This window comes from Sphingomonas sp. RIT328, assembly GCF_000632225.1.
GTDB classification, from domain to species: domain Bacteria; phylum Pseudomonadota; class Alphaproteobacteria; order Sphingomonadales; family Sphingomonadaceae; genus Sphingomonas; species Sphingomonas kyungheensis.
The window spans coordinates 65,363-82,013 of sequence record NZ_JFYV01000011.1; the positions used below are offsets into that span (position 1 = coordinate 65,363).

At 72.5% G+C, this 16,651-nt stretch carries 16 protein-coding genes; 4 read left to right on the forward strand and 12 right to left on the reverse strand.

What is annotated here, in order from left to right; all coding sequences use genetic code 11:
* Window positions 1–24: 24 nt before the first annotated feature.
* A complete protein-coding gene (locus BW41_RS06210; protein ID WP_037532540.1) occupies window positions 25–768 on the reverse strand; it encodes a class I SAM-dependent methyltransferase in 744 nt (247 codons plus the stop codon).
* Between the two features lie 47 nt (window positions 769–815).
* Here BW41_RS06210 and BW41_RS06215 point away from each other — a divergent pair, with 47 nt between their 5' ends.
* From BW41_RS06215 to BW41_RS06230, 4 genes are all read left to right on the forward strand, one after another.
* A complete protein-coding gene (locus BW41_RS06215) occupies window positions 816–1,676 on the forward strand; it encodes an oxygenase MpaB family protein (protein ID WP_037532542.1) in 861 nt (286 codons plus the stop codon).
* A gap of 111 nt (window positions 1,677–1,787) precedes the next feature.
* Entirely contained in the window at window positions 1,788–3,278 is a 1,491-nt protein-coding gene (locus tag BW41_RS06220; RefSeq protein WP_081792942.1) for a DUF4153 domain-containing protein, read from the forward strand.
* An 11-nt stretch (window positions 3,279–3,289) separates the two neighbouring features.
* The gene (locus BW41_RS06225) at window positions 3,290–3,988 is read left to right on the forward strand and encodes a response regulator transcription factor (protein ID WP_037532544.1); all 699 of its coding nucleotides are present in this window, start codon (window positions 3,290–3,292) and stop codon (window positions 3,986–3,988) included.
* On the forward strand, window positions 3,985–5,538 hold the full coding sequence (locus BW41_RS06230) for a sensor histidine kinase (RefSeq protein WP_037532548.1): 1,554 nt from the start codon (window positions 3,985–3,987) through the stop codon (window positions 5,536–5,538). The genes BW41_RS06225 and BW41_RS06230 overlap by 4 nt, the downstream gene beginning before the upstream one ends.
* Window positions 5,539–5,901: 363 nt before the next feature.
* Here BW41_RS06230 and BW41_RS06235 read toward each other — a convergent pair whose 3' ends face one another.
* The 11 genes from BW41_RS06235 to BW41_RS06285 are packed head-to-tail and all read right to left on the reverse strand — an operon-like array spanning window position 5,902 to window position 16,647.
* Window positions 5,902–7,806, reverse strand: a complete 1,905-nt coding sequence (locus tag BW41_RS06235; protein ID WP_037532550.1) for a CocE/NonD family hydrolase — start codon at window positions 7,804–7,806, stop codon at window positions 5,902–5,904.
* A 30-nt stretch (window positions 7,807–7,836) separates the two neighbouring features.
* Complete coding sequence (locus BW41_RS06240; protein WP_037532553.1) at window positions 7,837–8,412, reverse strand: histidine phosphatase family protein; 576 nt, start codon at window positions 8,410–8,412, stop codon at window positions 7,837–7,839.
* A complete protein-coding gene (locus BW41_RS06245; RefSeq protein WP_037532556.1) occupies window positions 8,409–9,173 on the reverse strand; it encodes an adenosylcobinamide-GDP ribazoletransferase in 765 nt (254 codons plus the stop codon). The genes BW41_RS06240 and BW41_RS06245 overlap by 4 nt, the downstream gene beginning before the upstream one ends.
* A complete protein-coding gene (gene cobT / locus BW41_RS06250) occupies window positions 9,170–10,186 on the reverse strand; it encodes a nicotinate-nucleotide--dimethylbenzimidazole phosphoribosyltransferase (protein WP_037532559.1) in 1,017 nt (338 codons plus the stop codon). Before cobT ends, BW41_RS06245 begins: the two co-directional genes overlap by 4 nt.
* Window positions 10,183–11,640: a cobyric acid synthase gene (locus tag BW41_RS06255; RefSeq protein ID WP_037532562.1), complete on the reverse strand. Its 1,458-nt coding sequence runs from the start codon at window positions 11,638–11,640 to the stop codon at window positions 10,183–10,185. Before BW41_RS06255 ends, cobT begins: the two co-directional genes overlap by 4 nt.
* A complete protein-coding gene (gene cbiB / locus BW41_RS06260) occupies window positions 11,628–12,545 on the reverse strand; it encodes an adenosylcobinamide-phosphate synthase CbiB (RefSeq protein WP_235199655.1) in 918 nt (305 codons plus the stop codon). Before cbiB ends, BW41_RS06255 begins: the two co-directional genes overlap by 13 nt.
* Window positions 12,542–13,312, reverse strand: a complete 771-nt coding sequence (locus tag BW41_RS06265) for an ABC transporter ATP-binding protein (protein WP_037532565.1) — start codon at window positions 13,310–13,312, stop codon at window positions 12,542–12,544. Before BW41_RS06265 ends, cbiB begins: the two co-directional genes overlap by 4 nt.
* Window positions 13,309–14,271, reverse strand: a complete 963-nt coding sequence (locus BW41_RS06270; protein WP_037532567.1) for a FecCD family ABC transporter permease — start codon at window positions 14,269–14,271, stop codon at window positions 13,309–13,311. The genes BW41_RS06265 and BW41_RS06270 overlap by 4 nt, the downstream gene beginning before the upstream one ends.
* Window positions 14,268–15,077: an ABC transporter substrate-binding protein gene (locus tag BW41_RS06275; RefSeq protein WP_037532569.1), complete on the reverse strand. Its 810-nt coding sequence runs from the start codon at window positions 15,075–15,077 to the stop codon at window positions 14,268–14,270. The genes BW41_RS06270 and BW41_RS06275 overlap by 4 nt, the downstream gene beginning before the upstream one ends.
* A complete protein-coding gene (gene cobO / locus BW41_RS06280) occupies window positions 15,074–15,688 on the reverse strand; it encodes a cob(I)yrinic acid a,c-diamide adenosyltransferase (RefSeq protein WP_037532571.1) in 615 nt (204 codons plus the stop codon). The genes BW41_RS06275 and cobO overlap by 4 nt, the downstream gene beginning before the upstream one ends.
* Window positions 15,685–16,647, reverse strand: coding sequence for an aminotransferase class I/II-fold pyridoxal phosphate-dependent enzyme (locus BW41_RS06285; RefSeq protein WP_037532575.1), 963 nt, complete (start codon window positions 16,645–16,647; stop codon window positions 15,685–15,687). The genes cobO and BW41_RS06285 overlap by 4 nt, the downstream gene beginning before the upstream one ends.
* Window positions 16,648–16,651: the final 4 nt, after the last annotated feature.

The window sequence follows — 16,651 nt, forward strand, 5'->3', positions numbered from 1 at the left end:
TGCCGCAAAAAGATCGGCGAGGGCTCAGGGTTTGCGGAACTTGAGCACGAACTGATCGGTCTTGCCGCGGATCGCGGGATCGAACACCGGCTTGCTGTGATCGTCGGCCGGGTTGGCGAGCACCCGGCTTGCGCCGGCGAAGCGGAAGCCCGCCGATTCGATCTGCCGGCGCACCGCCGCCGGATCGATCCGGTGCCGCGTCTCGGTACCCGACAGGCCGGTGCCGGGCGCATCGGCGTGGTCGATCACCACATAGGTGCCGCCGTGCTTGAGCAGCTTGAACACCGCCGCATCGAAGGCGCGCAGCGCCGGCTCGCCCGCGCCGTTATTGGCGATGTCGTGATAATTCTGCACGGTCCAGAACAGATCGACCGGCTGCGGCGCGGTCGGCAGATCGGTCGCCTGCACCTGGGCGACGACGTTGCCGAGGTTGCGCGCCTGCAACGCCGGCAGGCTCTTGGTCGCGTATTTGGCGCCGGCGGCGGGCCAGAAGGCATAGACCTTGCCCTTCGGCCCGACCACGCCGGTGAAGATCCGCGTCCAATAGCCCGCACCCGGCAGGTAATCGATCACCGTGTCGCCCGGCTTGACCCCGGAGAAGGCGAGCACCGCCGCCGCCTGCCGCCGCGCATCGTCGCCCGCCTGATCGGCGCGCGCCGGATCGGCGAGCGCGCGGGTAATCGCCGGGCCCGCCGGCGCCGCCTTGTCCTGCGCCACCACCGCGGTGGTCAGCGCCGCTGCCGCGAACATCGATAAAGCCAGCCGCATCACTCGTCCTCCTGGATTGGCCGCCCGGCCGCACTAGATGTCACAGCATGACCGATCTTCGCGACGCGATCCAGAGTGAGGTGCATCGGCTGGTCGGGTTCGGCGACGGTGCGGTCGACCTGACCCGCCCGCCCGGCGACGACGGACTGTTCGGCCCCGGTTCGGCGGCGTGGGTGGTGCATGGCGACCTCACCGCGATGATGGCGGGCGGCGTCGCCGCGTTGCTGCTCCAGATGCTCCATCCCGGTGCGCTCGCCGGCGTCTGGGACCATTCCAACTTCCGCGCCGACATGCTCGGCCGGCTGCGTCGCACCGCGCAATTCATCTCCGGCACCACCTATGGCGCGACCGCGACCGCCGAGTCGCTGATCGCGCGCGTCCGCCGCATCCATGATCGCGTCGCCGGCATCCTGCCCGACGGCACGCGCTACAGCGCCAACGATCCCGACCTGCTGACCTGGGTGCATGTCGCCGAGGTCGCGAGCTTCCTCGCCGCGCACCGCCGCTATCGCGACCCCGCCTTCCCCGTCGCCGAGCAGGATCGCTACCTCGGCGAATATGCCGTCGTCGCCGAGAAACTGGGTGCCACCGCGGTTCCGCGCACCCGCGCCGCGCTCGATGCCTATCTCACCGCGGTCCGCCCGCAGCTGCGCGTCGATCATCGCACGCGCGAGGTGGCGCGCGCGCTGCTGCGCCAGCCGCCCGCGCGGCCCGCGATGGCGCCGGCGCAGGCGTTGCTGATGCAGGGCGGCATCGACCTGCTGCCCGACTGGGCGGCGCGGATGCACGGGCTCGACCGCCGGCCGCTCGCCCGACCCGCGGTGCGCGCCGGCATGGCCGGGATCGGCTCGGTGCTGCGCTGGGCGCTGCGCGACGGCTCGGCGAAGCGGGCGGGCCAGCAGGGCTGAGGCCGGCTGCACCGGATCTGCACACGATCCCCGCACAACGCAGACGCCGGCGGCACGCCGCGCAGCATCGCGATCCGTCACACCCGCCTCCCGACCATAAGGAGGCCCGGCATGACGATGCGACGACGAACGATATCGGTGGCAGCCAAGGCGGGGGTCGCCGCGCTGCTGGTGCTGGTCCTCGAACTGATCGTCGATCGCGCGGAGGTGCTGCTGCCGCTGGCGATGCTCGGCTGGCTGATCGCGCTCGCCGCGCTGCGCCCCGCGGTGATCCGCCATCGCCAGCCGCGGATCGCGCTGGTTGCCGCCATGCTGGCGATCGCCGCTTATGCCGATCAGCCCAATCTGCTCGCCTTCTGCCTGTTCCTGACCGCGACCGGACTGGCGGCGACGCTGCCGCGGCGGCGGTTCGACGATGCCGCGAGCTGGGCGGTGCGGCTCGGCAGGCTGGCGCTCGCCGCGGTCGTCGGGCCATGGCGCGATCGCCGACGGCTTGCGCATATCCGCGCGCACCGGCTGCACCCGCGCGTGACGGTGACGGCGGTGGCGGCGGCGCTGATCGTGCCGCTCGGCGGCGCCCTGCTGTTCCTGATCCTGTTCGCCACGGCCAATCCGCTGATCGCCCGCGCGCTCGACAGCATGATCCTGCCCGATATCCGGACGGTGATCTGGCGCACCGCCTTCGCGCTGGCGGTGCTGCTGCCGGTCTGGGCGACACTCCGCCCGGCGGCGGGCGCGACCCGCTGGCAGGCGCCGGGCGGGCAGACCGTGCCGCCGCTGCTCCGGCCGGGCACGCTGATCCTGTCGCTGGCGACGTTCAACGCTGTCTTCGCCATCCAGAACGGGCTCGACCTCGTCTTCCTGTGGAGCGGCGCGGCGCTGCCCGACGGCGTGACGATGGCGGATTATGCGCATCAGGGCGCCTATGCGCTGATCGTCACCGCTTTGCTCGCCGCGGTCTTCGTGCTGACGATGCTGTCGCCGGGCAGCGCGAGCGCCGCCCATCCGCCGATCCGCTGGCTGGTGACGGCATGGATCGGCCAGAACGTGCTGCTCGTCGCGTCGAGCGCGCTGCGGCTGATCGATTATGTCGATGCCTATGGCCTCACCCCGCTGCGGCTCGCGGCGCTGATCTGGATGGCCCTGGTCGCGACCGGGCTGATGCTGATCCTGTGGCGGCTGCTCGGGCGGCGCTCGGCGGCATGGCTGATCAATGCCAATGCGCTGGCGCTGACGCTGGTGCTCGCCGCGTGCAGCGTCGTCGACCTGTCGGCGGTCGCCGCCGACTGGAACGCGCGCGTCGCGCTGGCGAAGGGGCGCAGCGGCCCGCCGCTCGACCTCGCCTATTTCGAACAGCTCGGCCCGGGGGCGCTGGTGCCGCTGGCGATGCTCGAACGCCATGCCGGCTCGCCGCGGCTGCACGACCGGATCGAGCACATCCGCTTCTGGATGCAAACGCAGATGGAAGAGCAGCAATCGAGCTGGAATGGCTGGAGCCCGCGCAACGCCCGCCGGCTGGCTGCGGCCAAAGCGCTGCTCGCGGACCGGGGATCCGGCGCCGCGCCGCCCGCTCGCCGATTGACGGGAGCGCAACAGCCGTGATCCTATGCCCGATGCCGCGCACCGTCCTCGTCGTCGACGACGATCCCCATATCCGCCAGTTGCTCGTCTTCGCCCTGCAGAAGGCCGGCCTCGACACGATCGAGGCCGGCGACGGCGAGGCGGCGCTGGCGCTTGCCGGCAGCCACGCCCCCGCCCTCGTCATCCTCGACATCAACATGCCGCGGCTCGACGGGCTGGAGGTGTGCCGCCGGCTGCGCGCCGGCAGCGACGTGCCGATCCTCTTCCTGTCGAGCCGTGACGAGGAGATCGACCGCATCCTCGGCATCGAGCTCGGCGGCGACGACTACGTCGTCAAACCCTTTTCGCCCCGCGAGGTGGTGGCGCGGGTGATGGCGATCCTGCGCCGCACCGCCGCACGCCCGCCCGCGCTGGAGGACGGACGCAGCCTCGCCCACGGCCGGCTGCGGCTCGATCTCGACGGCTGGCGCGCGCTGTGGGCGGGGCAGGAGGTCGGGCTTACCGTCACCGAATTCTCAATCCTGCGGCTGCTCGCCTCGATGCCCGCCAAGGTGTTCAGCCGCGATGCGATCATCGATCGGCTGCACGGCCCGGGCTTCGCCGTCACCGACCGGACGATCGACAGCCATATCCGCAACCTGCGCCACAAATTTGCCGCCGCGGGCGGCGACGACCTGATCGAGACGCGCGCCGGCATCGGCTATCGGCTCGGCGCCTGCGGCACCGCGTGATCGCGCGCGCCAAGGAGTGGGCGAAGCGCCGCTGGCCGCGGTTGCGGCTGCGCACCATCCTGTTCGCGACCCTGTTCTTCGTCGCGGCGCTGCCCGGCTTCGGCGCGGTCTTCCTGCGCGTCTACGAAAATACCCTCGTCCGCCAGACCGAGGCGGAGCTGGTCGCGCAGGGCGCGGCGCTCGCGGCCGCCGCGGCGGCGCAATGGCCGGGCGGCGACGGCCGGCTCTATCCGCGGCGGATCGTGCCGCCCGGCGGGGGCGTCGATCTCAGCCAGACGCCGATCCTGCCCGAACGTCCGTCCCCGGCCCCGGCGGGCACGGTCGCCGCCGACGCCCGCATCGTCGCGCCCCGCCTCGCGCCGATCCTGCGTGCGACGCAGAGGACGACGCTCGCCGGCATCGTGCTGCTCGACGATCGCGGCCAGATCGTCGCCGGCAGCGCGGCGCGCGGCAGCTACGCACAGCTGCCGGAGGTCGCGGCCGCGCTGGCGGGGCGACCGTCTACCGTGCTGCGCCGCAACGGCGCCTATCGCGCCGTCTATCGGTTCGAATGGCTGTCGCGCGCCGCGGCGATCCGCGTCCATCATGCGCGCCCGATCGTCGTCGGCGGGCGGGTGGTCGGCGTGCTGCTGCTGTCGCGCTCGGCGCGGGCGCTGTTCCGCGGTCTCTACGAGGATCGCGGCAAGATCGCGATTGGCGTCGCGGCGATCTTCGCCCTGCTGATCGTGCTGAGCGGGGTGATCTCGCGCGGGGTGACGCGGCCGATCGAACGGCTCGGCCGGGCGACGCGCGCGGTGGCAAGCGGTCGCGGCGCGATCCCCGACGTACCGCCGACCGCGGCGATCGAGATCCAGGGTCTCTACGCCGATTTCGCGGCGATGAGTGCGGCGATCGAGCGGCGGTCGCGCTATCTGCGCGACTTCGCCTATGCGATGAGCCACGAGTTCAAGACGCCGCTCGCCGGCATCCGCGGCGCGATCGAGCTGATGCAGGATCATGCCGACATGGCCGCGGCGGACCGCAGCCGCTTCCTCGCCAATGCCGATGCCGATGCCGGGCGGCTCGCGCTGCTGGTGACGCGGCTGCTCGAACTGGCGCGCGCCGATATGGCGGCGCCCGTCGCGGCGGCGACCGACCCGCTCCCGGTGGTCGCGCGTACCGCCGACGCCTATCGCAGCACCGGTTTCAGCATCGCGATCGCCTGGTCCGCGCCGCCGCCCGCCGTCGCGGTGCCCGCGGCCACGCTCGAACATGCGCTCGCGACGCTGTTCGAGAACAGCCGGCAGGCGGGCGCGTCCGCCGCCACGGTGACCGGCGCGTCGACCGCGACGACGGTGACGCTGCGGATCGCAGACGATGGCCCCGGCATCGCGCCCGGCGACGTCGCCCGCCTGTTCGAGCCCTTCTTCACCACCCGTCGCAGCAGCGGCGGCACCGGCCTCGGCCTCGCCATCGCCCGCTCGCTGATCGAGGCGAGCGGCGGGACGATCGCGCTGGCCGAGGCGCGGGCGGCGGTGTTCGAGATCGTTCTGCCGCGGGTCGACGGCTGAGCTGGGTTCGCGCAGAGGCGCGGAGAAGGCAGAGGGGTGGCAGTAACCGCGCGAGATCTTTGAACTTCGGGACGTCGCCTCGAAGCTGCCGTCACTCCTTACTGATTGCGGGGTCCACCGTTCCGCAGGCTCGACCGCTCAGGCTCATGAGACACCGTCGATGCCAGAACGAACCGGGCATGACGGATCGAGGCTGCGGCGTTCTCGAACCCGACCCGCCGCTATAGCCGCAGCGCGCCGCCATAAACCTATCCCCTCTGCGTCCTCTGCGCCTCTGCGCCTCTGCGCGAAACACCGATGCGGTCTCCCGACACGCGAGACGATGATCGACGCGGAGGCGCGGAGGCGCTTTGCTCGCGGCGCCTATTGCTGCGCCACCGGCACCACCGGCAGCAGCACCGCGCTCGGCGTCGCGCCGCCGCGGCGCAGCGTCACCGTCGCCTTGCGATAGTCGGCCGGCTTGGCGAAGAAGATGTTCGGCACATAGGTCTGCGGATTGCGGTCGTAGAGCGGGAACAGGCTCGACTGGACCTGCACCATCACGCGATGCCCCGGCTGGAAGACGTGGTTCACCGTCGGCAGCCGGAAGCGATAATGCTGCACCCTGTTGGCCGGAATCGCGCTCGGATGCGCGAAGCTGTCGCGGTAGCGGCCGCGGAAGATGTCGAGGCTGATCGGCAGCTGGTATCCGCCCATCTTCGGATCGGTGGCATTCTCCGCCGGATAGACGTCGATCACCTTGACGACGAAATCGCCGTCGGTGCCGGTCGTCGCGGCATAGAGATCGGCGATTGGCGCGCCGGAGACGCGCATCGCCTCGGTCAGCACCGGCGTCGAATAGGTCATCACGTCGGTCCGCCCGTCCGAGCCGCGCTGGTCGCTGACCAGCCAGTCGCCCCAGCGGCCGTCCTTGAAATTGACCGGGCGCGGCAGGTGCGGCACCGGCTTGGCGGGATCGGAGACATAGCTGTCGCCGCCCGCCGCGCCCTTGGCGAAGCCGAGGCCGCCGTCCGCCTGCAAATAGATCGGCTTGAGCGGCGCGGCGCAGCCCGTCTCGCAGGCGAGCGGCCATTGCGCCAGCCGGTCCCAGTGGTTCTCGCCGGTATTGTAGATCGCCGCCTGCGGCAGATTGGCGGGCGGGCCGTCCTTCAGATACTGGTCGAACAACGGCAGCACCATCTGCTCGCGGAATTGCGCGGCGGTGTCGCCGTCCCACTGGAACGGCCCGAGGCTGCGGCCCTCGCGATTGACCTGGCTGTGCCGCCACGGCCCCATCACCAGATAATTGTTGCCCGCCTTGCCCTTCGCCTTCAGCGCTTCCCAGGCGGTGATCGCGCCGTACATATCCTCCTGATCCCACAGACCCTGTTCCCAGATTGTCGGGACGTTGGAGGGGTTGGCGGCAAGCAGCTTGTCGAGCGCCTGACCCTGCCAGAAGGAATCATAGGCCGGATGCTGCGACATCCGCGTCCAATAGGGCAATTGGTCGTAGCCCGACTTCTTCGCCCAGTCGCCCGCCGAACCGACCTCGCGGAAATTGTCGTAATCGTCCCAGCCGCCGGTCGGCGGCACCGTGCCGCCGCCCTTGTAACCGGTCTGTCCGCCGAGCCAGGCGATGTTGGCGAGGCGGAAGGCGCCGTAATGGAACCAGTCGTCGCCCATCCAGCCGTCGATCATCGGGCTTTCCGGCGCGGCGACCTTGAGCGCGGGGTGCGGCGTGAGCAGCGCCATCACCACGGTAAAGCCTTCGTAGGACGATCCGATCATGCCGACGCGGCCGTTCGACTGCGGCAGGTTCGCCTTGTTCACCAGCCAGTCGATCGTGTCATAGGCGTCGGTGACGTGATCCACCTTGGTCGGGTTGAGCGGCCCGATCACCGGCCGCGTCACGACGTAATCGCCCTCCGAGCCGTATTTGCCGCGGATGTCCTGATAGACGCGGATATAGCCGCCCTCCACGAAGATCTCGTCGGCGAGCGGCAGCGTCGCCAGCATCGACGCGCTGTCGCTGCGGTTGGCGCGCGCCTTGGCATTATACGGCGTGCGGGTCAGCACGATGGGCGCGTTGGTCGCGCCCTTGGGGATGACGATCACCGTGTAGAGCTTGGTCCCGTCGCGCATCGGGATCATCACTTCGCGCTTGATATAATCGTTGGCGGTGTCGACCAGCTTGAAATGCGAAGGGATGTCCCCCGCCGGCTGCTGCTGCGCCTGGACGCCGATCGGCAGCAGGGCGAGCGTGGACAACAGCAGGACGGATGCGCGCATGTGGATCTCCGACAGAAGGGATGACCTATGCTAGCGCCTGCCGCCGCCGCTGCAAGCGTCGCGCGGCAGGCGCACGATCGCGCCGCACGCCGGCACCGCCTCGATCATCCGTTCGAGCGGACGGCCGGCGACATGGGTGCCGATCGCCGCGATCGGGCCGCCATGCGTCACCACCAGCACCCGCCCGCCCTGCGGCAGCGCGTCCCACGCCGCGAGCGCGCGCCGCGACAGCTCGCCACCGGTCTCGCCGCCGCCGGGGCGGAAGCCGTGCGGATCGGTCATCATCCGGTCCATCAGATCGCCCGTCTCCCGCCAGATCGCATCCCACGACCGACCTTCCCAGCTGCCGAAATCGCGTTCTACCCAGCGCGGATCGGCGATCGTCGCTCCGCCGCCGCGCCGCGCCACCCAGCCGGCGAGTCGCCGGGTGCGGATCATGCCCGAATGGACGATGGCATCGAACGTCTCGACCGCCAGCTCCGCCGCCAGCCGCCGGGCGAGCGCGGCGCCGGCGCGGCTCCATCCCATGTCGGAGCGGCCGTAGCAGCGCCCCGCCCAATGCTGCGCCACCGGCGGATGGCGGACGAGCAGCACCTCGCCGCTCATCGCGCCGCGACGCCGAGCAGCAGCGCGAGTTGGCCGATCGCAACCGCGAAGCCGAGGCCGTCACCGGTGCTGCCGCCGATCCGCCGCCGTAGGAAGCGGGCGAGCGCGGGCAGCAGCACCAGCGCGACCGCGGCCTGGATCGCCACCGCCGTCGGCATCGACCAGGCGAGCGGCGCGACGCCGGGCACGCTCGCCAGCAGCGCGAGCAGCGCCCGCCGCGGCGGCACCCCGCCGGTCCGCGCCGCCGTCCCCGCGCCGACCGGCGGCAGGATCGCGGCAAGCAGCACCGCCCACAGCCGCCCCAGTGTCGCCGCCGCGACGATCGCCGCCACCGCCAGCGCCGGCGGCAGGGCAACGATCGCGGCGCAGCGCAGCGCGACGGTCAGGCCGAGCCCGAGCGCCCCATAGCTGCCGATCCGGCTGTCGCGCAGGATGCGGAGCGCCTCTTCACCGCGGGCATGGCCGCCGAACGCGTCGCAGAAATCGGCGACCGCATCCTCGTGCAGCGCGCCGGTCAGCAGTGCTTCGACGACGAGCGCGAGCAGCGCCGCGATCACCGGCGGCCACAGCATCGCGCTCGCCGTGAACACCGTGGCGGTGACCAGTCCGATCGCCGCGCCGACCAACGGCAGCCACGCCATCGCCCGCGCGAAGCCGTCCGCCGCCGCCGCCGCACTCAGCCGCGCCAGCCCCGGCACCGGCAGGCGGGTGAGGAACTGCACCGCGAGCAGCGGCGGCGCCCAGGCCGGCGCGCGGCTCAATCGGCGCGCTCGGCGCCGATCGCGTCGAGCCGCGCGACATCGGCGAGCAGCGCCGCCGCGGCGTCGACCAGCGGCAGCGCGACCAGTGCGCCGCTCCCTTCGCCGAGCCGCATCCCCCAGTCGAGCATCGGCGTCAGGCCAAGCTGCGCGAGCGCTGCGCCATGGCCCGGCTCGACCGAGAGGTGACCGGCGATCATCGCCCGCTCGCTGCCCGGCGCGAGATGCGCGGCGACCAGCGCCGCCGCAGTGGCGACATAGCCGTCGAGCAGCAGCGTCGCGCCGCGCGCCGCGCCCTCCGCGAAGAATCCCGCCATCGCCGCAATCTCATAGCCTGCCACCGATGCGATCGCGGCGCGGTCGTCGTGGCCGAGCAACGGTGTCGCCCGCGCCACCGCCGCGGTGACGACACAGGCCTTGGTCACGACGATCGCGGCATCGGCGCCGGCGCCGGCACCGACCGCCTCGACCGGCGACAGGCCGGTCAGCAAGGTGGTCAGCGCCGCGGCGGGGGTGGTGTTGCCGATCCCCATCTCGCCCGCGATCAGCAGCGCCGCGCCGTCCGCCACCGCGGCCTGCGCCTCCTCGACGCCGACGCGCCACGCCGCGTCGAACTGCGCCGCCGTCATCGCCGCGTCATGCGCGAGACTGACCGTCCCGTCGGCGACGCGCGCATCGCGGAAGAAGGGCGGCGGCGCGACCGGCCTGGCGCTCGCCACGCCGACGTCGACCAGCCGCAGGTCGCACCCGTGCGTCGCGGCGAGCGCGCTGCTCGTCGCGCGGCCGGCGAGGATCGTCGCCACCATCATGCCCGTCACCGCCGAGGGCCAGGCGGAGACGCCATCGGCGACGCAGCCGTGATCGCCGGCGAACAGCACGATCCGCCGCGGCCGGGTGCGCGGATCGAGCCGGTGCTGGGTCAGCGCGAGCGATACGGCGATATCCTCCAGCCGGCCGAGGCTGCGACGCGGCTTGGCGAGCGCGTCGAGATGGGCGCGAACATCGTCTTCGGTCATCGGGCGGTCCTTGCCAAAATGATCAGGGCGTCGATTGCCATCGACCGTTCCAATGTAGCGGCAATTCGATCGAGCGCCGCGTCGATCGCCTCGCGCCGGTCGAGCCCGTCCGAAGCGACGCCGAGCGGTGCGAGCAGGTGCGCGCGCGCCTCGGCGCGGTCGAACAGGCCGTGGACGTAGCAGCCGGCGATCCGCCCATCGGCGACCACCGCACCGTCGTCCGCCCCGTCGGCGAAGCGCAGCAGCGGCGCGGTGCCGGCAGCGACGCGCGTCACCCCGGCGTGGATCTCATAGCCGGCGAAGGCCGCGCCGCCGTCCGCGAACCGTCCCGCGACCGGCCGGACGCGCTTGTCCGCATCGATCACCGTATCGACCGGCAGCAGGCCGAGCCCGGCGACCGTCTCCGCCGGCCCCTCGATACCGAGCGGGTCGGCGATCGTCCGGCCGAGCATCTGATAGCCGCCGCAAATCCCCAGCACGCGCCCGCCGCGGCGGACATGCGCGGCAAGATCGACGTCCCACCCCTGCGCGCGCAGGAAGGCGAGGTCGGCGATCGTCGCCTTGCTGCCCGGCAGCACGACCAAGGCGGCATCGCCCGGCAGCGGCGTGCCCGGCGGGATCATCCGCAGATCGATCCCCGCTTCGTGCGCGAGCGCATCGCAATCGTCGAAATTGGCGATGCGCGACAGCATCGGCACCGCCACCGTGACGCCGCCGCCCGCCGCGCCGCGGCCGAGCGCCACCGCATCCTCCGCCGGCAACAGCGCCGCCTCCGCCAGCCACGGCACGAGGCCGAGGCTCGGCCAGCCGGTGCGGTCCGCGATCGCGGCGAGGCCGTCGTCGAACAGCGTCGGGTCGCCGCGGAATTTGTTGACGAGGAAGCCGTGGATCATCGCCGCATCGTCGGGATCGATCACCGCCTGCGTGCCGACCAGCGATGCGATCACTCCGCCGCGGTCGATATCGCCGACCAGCACCACCGGCACCCCGGCGGCGCGGGCGAAGCCCATATTGGCGATGTCGTTGCGGCGCAGGTTGATCTCGGCAGGCGATCCCGCGCCCTCGACGACGACGATATCGGCTTGCGCGGCGAGCCGGCGGTAGGCGGCGCAGACGTCACCGAGCAGATCGGGCTTGCGCCGCCAATAGTCGCCCGCGGCAAGCGTCCCCTGCGAGCGGCCGGCGACGACGAGCTGCGACGTCCGGTCGCTCTGCGGCTTGAGCAGCACCGGGTTCATGTCGACGCTGGGGGCGACGCGCGCGGCGATCGCCTGCAACGCCTGCGCGCGGCCGATCTCGCCGCCGTCGGCGGTGACCGCGGCGTTGTTCGACATGTTCTGCGGCTTGAACGGGCGGACGGTCAGGCCGCGATTGGCGAGCGCCCGGCACAGGCCGGCGACGAGCACCGACTTGCCGACGTCGGAGCCGGTGCCCTGCAGCATCACCGCCGCCATGCCAGCCCTCCGATCAGCATCCAGAACAGCAGGCAGGCCATGCCGTAGATGCGCAGCGCGCGCGTCAGATCGGCGGCATCGGGCGCGCGCCCCTGCCCCAGCCAAGTGCGCGCCGCCGGCTCGCCGTCATAGCTGACCGGCCCGCCGAGCCGCCGGCCGAGCGCCCCCGCCATCGCCGCTTCGGGCCAGCCGCCGTTGGGCGAGGCGTGATGCCGCGCATCCCGTGCCATCGTCCGCCAGCCGCCGCCGCCGGCAACGCCGATCAGCACGCCCGCCAGCCGCGCCGGCAGCCAGTTGACGGCGTCGTCGGCGCGCGCCGCCGCCCAGCCGAAGGCGGCGTGACGCGGCGTGCGGTGGCCGATCATCGAATCGGCGGTGTTGATCGCCTTGGCGGCGAACAGGCCGGGCAGGCCGAGCAGCAGGAACCAGCAGGCCGGCGCGATCACCGCATCGCAGAAGCTCTCCGCAAGGCTCTCGATCGCCGCGACCGCGACGCCCGCCTCGTCGAGGCCGTCCGTATCGCGCCCGACGATCATCGCCACCGCCCGGCGCGCCGCGACCAGATCGCCCGCGGCGAGCGGCGCGCGGACCGCCGCGACATGATCGTAGAGGCTGCGCTGCGCCAGCCCCGTCGTCCCGACCGCCACGACGAGGAGCAGGCCCCAGCCCCCGACACCATCCGCCAGCCGCTCGATCGCCGTGCCGATCAGCGCCGACAGGCCGACCAGCAGCGTGACCAGCGCGACCCCGGCGATCCGCCGCCGCCCCGCCGCGCCGCGGTTCCAGCGTCGCTCGACAAAGTCGATCAGCGCGCCTGCCGCCATCACCGGATGCGGCCAGCGCGCCGGATAGCCGCACACCGCCTCGACGATCAGCATCGCGAGCAGCGCCGGCGCATGCGTCACCGGGCGATCGGCAGGATAAAGCGCTGCCCCGCGGGGGTGATGCCGATCTCGACCGCGACGCCGAACGCCTGTTCGAGCAGCGGCGCGGTCAGCACCGCCTCCGCTGCGCCCGCCGCGACGACGCGGCCGTGGCGAAGCAGCACCGCATCGTCGGCGATCCGCGCGGCAAGGTGGAGATCGTGCAGCACCAGGATCACACCGCTGCCCGCATCGGCGACGCTGCGCAGCCGCGCCAGCACGTCGAGCTGGTGGGCGGGGTCGAGGCTGGCGAGCGGTTCGTCGGCGAGCAGCCAGTCGGGTTCGCCGGCGAGCACGCGGGCGAGCAGCGCGCGGCCGCGTTCGCCGCCCGACAGCCGCTCGACGCCGCGCCGCGCGAAGCCGGTCATGTCGGTCGCGGCGAGCGCCCGCGCCACCGCGGCGCGATCCGCCTCGGTCTCGCCCCAGCGGCCGCGATGCGGCAGCCGGCCGAGCCCGACCAGCGTCTCGACGTCGATGTCCCAATGCACGTCCGCCGCCTGCGGCAGCAGGCCGATCGCGCGCGCGCGCACCCGCCGGTCGAGCGCCTGCACGGCGACGCCGTCGAGCCGCGCCGCGCCCTGGTCGGGCACGCGCAGCGCGGCGAGGCAGGCGAGCAGGCTGCTCTTGCCCGCCCCGTTGGCGCCGAGCAGCACCGTCACCCGCCCGCGCCGGAACGCATGGCTGACGGCGTCGAGCACGCGCGTCGCGCCGAGCGTCAGGCCGATTCCGTCGGCGATCAATCCGCTCATGCCAGCCTCCGCCGCATGCCGATGAGCAGGTAGAGGAAGAACGGCCCGCCGAGCATCGACATGGCGATGCCGAGCCGCAACTCGCTCACCGTCGGCAGGATGCGCACCAGCGCATCGGCAAGCGTCAGCAGCAGCGCGCCGCCGAGCGCGGCGGGCAGCAGCGTCGCCGACGGGCGATGGCCGGCGAACGGCCGCACCATATGGGGGACGATCAGCCCGACGAAGCCGATCTGCCCCGCCGCCGCCACCGACGCACCGACGGTCAGCGCGACCCCGGCGATGACGACGCGCTGCAACCGCACCGGATCGACCCCCATCGACCGCGCCGCCTGCTCGCCGAGCGTCAGCGCGTCGAGCGCGCGCCCGGTGGTGAACAGCAGGCCTGCGCCGAGCGCGATCAGCGGCGCGGCGATCCTGACGTCGTCCCAGCTGCGGTCGGTCAGCGCGCCGAGCAGCCAGGTGACGATCTGCGACGAGACGAACGGCGTCGGCGCGAGGCTGATCGCAAGGCTGGTCAGCGAGCCGAAGATGCTGGTCAGGATCATGCCGGCGAGCGTGAACAGGATCAGGCTGCCCGAGCGCCCCGCGATCACCGCGAGCAGCGCCATCGTCAGCCCGGCGCCGATCAGCGCGAAGCCGGGCAGCAGCCACAATTGCGCGGCATAGCCGAAGAACAGCGCGAGCACCGCGCCGAACGCTGCGCCGGTCGACACGCCGAACAGCCCCGGATCGGCGAGCGGGTTGCGCAGATAACCCTGCATCACCGCCCCCGCCAGGCCGAGCGCCGCGCCGACGAGCAGCGCGAGCACGGTGCGCGGCAGGCGCAGCTGGACGATGATGATCGATCGCGGATCGGCGGCGGTCCAGGCGTCCCACGGCACCCACACCTTGCCCGCCGCGACCGACAGCGCCGCGACGCACAGCAGCGCGACGATCAGACCGATGTTGAGCCGCGTCATGCCCCCACTCCCTGCCGCACCTCTCGCAGCCGCGCCATCGCGGCGATGATCGTCGGCCCGCCGCAATTCATCAGCCACGTCGGATAGGCAGCGACGGTGATCCGCCGCGCCAGCTGCCGGACGGCGGGATGCGAGGTCATCCGGTCCTCGCCGACGTCCGCCGCGGCGGTCGACAGCAGCACGCGCGGCGGCCGGGCGACGAGATATTCGAGCGGCAGCACGTCCCATTTCTTGAGGCCGTAGACCGCGCTCATGTCGCGAAAGCCGGCACGGCGCAGCAGGTCGGCGGGCAAGGTCCCGGTGCCCGGCACCAGCCCGCCCGATTGCCAGATCAGCGCCGGCACCGGCGTCACCGCCGCCGGCCGCGCCGCCGCCGCGATCCGGCCCGCCAGCGCCTCGCCGCGCGCGGCATGGCCGACGACGCGGGCGATGTCGCGCACCTGCGCCTCGCTCTCCTCGACGGTGTCGGGCACCGGGTACTGGACGATGCGGATCTTCATCCGGGTCAGCGCGGCGATCGTCGCCGGCGCGACATGCGCGCCGGTGAGCACCAGATCGGGGGCGAGCGCCACCACCTCCTCCGCCGTCCCCGACGTCGCCTTGAAACGCCGCGCCTGCGCGAGCGGGATCGAGGTCGCGCGCGGATCCTGCGAATAATGGCTGATCCCGGCGATCTGGCGCGGGTCGGCGACGTGCATCAGCACCGCGTCGACGCACGGATTGATCGAGACGATCCGCGGCGCGCGCGGCAGCGTCGCCGAGGCGAGCGGCACCACCGCCGCGACGAGGGCGAGCGCCCGGATCAATATTCGACGCCCTTCTGCGCCTTGAACCCGGCATTGTACGGGTGGCGGACCTCGGTGAAGTCGGTGACCAGATCGGCGATTGCCAGCAATTCGGGGCGGGCATGCCGCCCGGTGATGCAGATATGCTTGGTCAGCGGGCGGTCTTTGAGAAAGTCGACCACCGGCGCGATGCCGAGCGTGCCGTCGCGCAGCACGATGTTGAGTTCGTCGAGGATGACGAATTCGACGTCCGGATCGAGGATCATCGCCTTCGACCGCTCCCACGCCGCCGCCGCCGCGGCGATGTCGCGCGCGCGATCCTGCGTGTCCCAGGTGAAGCCCTCGCCCATCACCTCGAAGGTGGCGAGATCGGGATGCGCCTCGAAGAAGTTGCGCTCGCCCGTCTCCCACTTGCCCTTCACATATTGCAGGATGGCGACCCTCATCCCCCAGCCGATGCTGCGGATCGCCATGCCGAAGGCGGAGGACGACTTGCCCTTGCCGTTGCCGGTGTGGACGATCAGCAGCCCGCGTTCGAGCGTGCGGCGCGCCTGCATCTTGGCGCGGGCGGCGGCGACCCGCTCCATCCGCGCATTGTGCCGGGCGTGGTCGTCGGGCGGCGGGACGGTCATCGGCGAAACTCCTCGAAGGCGGCGGCGAGGCGCGCCGCGGCGGCAGGCGGCGGCAGGCCGATGCGCAACCGGTCGGCGCGATCGGCGAAGGGACGGGTCAGGATAGCATGATCGGCGAGCGTCGCGAACAGCGCCGCCGCATCGTCGCAGGCGATCAGCCGGAACAGCGGCGCCCGGCCGACGCAGGCCAGCCCCGCCGCGGCGAAAAGCGCATCGAGCGCCGCGCCCGCCGCGACGATGCGCTGCTGCTGCGCCTGCTGCCAGGCGCGGTCATGATAGGCGGCGGTACCGATCGCGATTCCCGCCGACGATACCGGCCAGTCGCCGAGCGTCGCGCGGAGCGCCGCCGCGACGCGATCGCCGGCGATCACGAAGCCGAGCCGCAGGCCGGGCAGACCGTAGAATTTGCCGAACGACCGCAACACGATCAGCCGGTCCGACGCACGCGGCGCGAGGCCGGGCGCGGGATCGGCATAGGCCTCGTCGACGACCAATGTCATCGCCGCGGCGAGCCGCTCCGCCGTCGCGGCATCGAGCAGGCGGCCATCGGGATTGGCGGGGCTGGCCAGCACGAACAAATCGTGGTCACCCGGTTCGTCCGCGACCGGCTCGGCATCGGGCCAGGCGGCGCGATGCCCGGCATAGCCCGGCGTGCGCACCGCCGGCCGTTCCGCGGCGAGGATCGGGGCGAGCAGCCGCATCGCCAGATCGCTGCCCGGCACCGCGACCACCCGCGCCGGATCGGCGACGCCGAACGCCGCCGCCGCCGCCGTCTCCAGCGCGGCGATCGCCGCCGGCTCGGGCAGCCGCTCGAGCCCGAGCGGCCCCGTCACCGGCCAGCTCCACGGCGCGATGCCGGTCGACAGGTCGATCCAGTCGTCGCCGCCGAAGCGCGCACGCGCCGCCGCCACCCGCCCGCCGTGCGCGGTGAATTCGGCAAAAGCGGCGACGTCGCGCATCGGT

Bases quoted from the DNA above. Each gene is read 5' to 3' on its own strand.
- BW41_RS06235 (WP_037532550.1), bottom strand. From the start codon at position 7,806: ATGCGCGCATCCGTCCTGCTGTTGTCCACGCTCGCCCTGCTGCCGATC.
- BW41_RS06285 (WP_037532575.1), bottom strand. From the start codon at position 16,647: ATGCGCGACGTCGCCGCTTTTGCCGAATTCACCGCGCACGGCGGGCGG.
- BW41_RS06210 (WP_037532540.1), bottom strand. From the start codon at position 768: ATGCGGCTGGCTTTATCGATGTTCGCGGCAGCGGCGCTGACCACCGCG.
- BW41_RS06220 (WP_081792942.1), top strand. From the start codon at position 1,788: ATGACGATGCGACGACGAACGATATCGGTGGCAGCCAAGGCGGGGGTC.
- BW41_RS06270 (WP_037532567.1), bottom strand. From the start codon at position 14,271: ATGACGCGGCTCAACATCGGTCTGATCGTCGCGCTGCTGTGCGTCGCG.
- BW41_RS06225 (WP_037532544.1), top strand. From the start codon at position 3,290: ATGCCGCGCACCGTCCTCGTCGTCGACGACGATCCCCATATCCGCCAG.
- cobO (WP_037532571.1), bottom strand. From the start codon at position 15,688: ATGACCGTCCCGCCGCCCGACGACCACGCCCGGCACAATGCGCGGATG.
- BW41_RS06240 (WP_037532553.1), bottom strand. From the start codon at position 8,412: ATGAGCGGCGAGGTGCTGCTCGTCCGCCATCCGCCGGTGGCGCAGCAT.
- cobT (WP_037532559.1), bottom strand. From the start codon at position 10,186: ATGACCGAAGACGATGTTCGCGCCCATCTCGACGCGCTCGCCAAGCCG.
- BW41_RS06255 (WP_037532562.1), bottom strand. From the start codon at position 11,640: ATGGCGGCGGTGATGCTGCAGGGCACCGGCTCCGACGTCGGCAAGTCG.
- BW41_RS06215 (WP_037532542.1), top strand. From the start codon at position 816: ATGACCGATCTTCGCGACGCGATCCAGAGTGAGGTGCATCGGCTGGTC.
- BW41_RS06265 (WP_037532565.1), bottom strand. From the start codon at position 13,312: ATGAGCGGATTGATCGCCGACGGAATCGGCCTGACGCTCGGCGCGACG.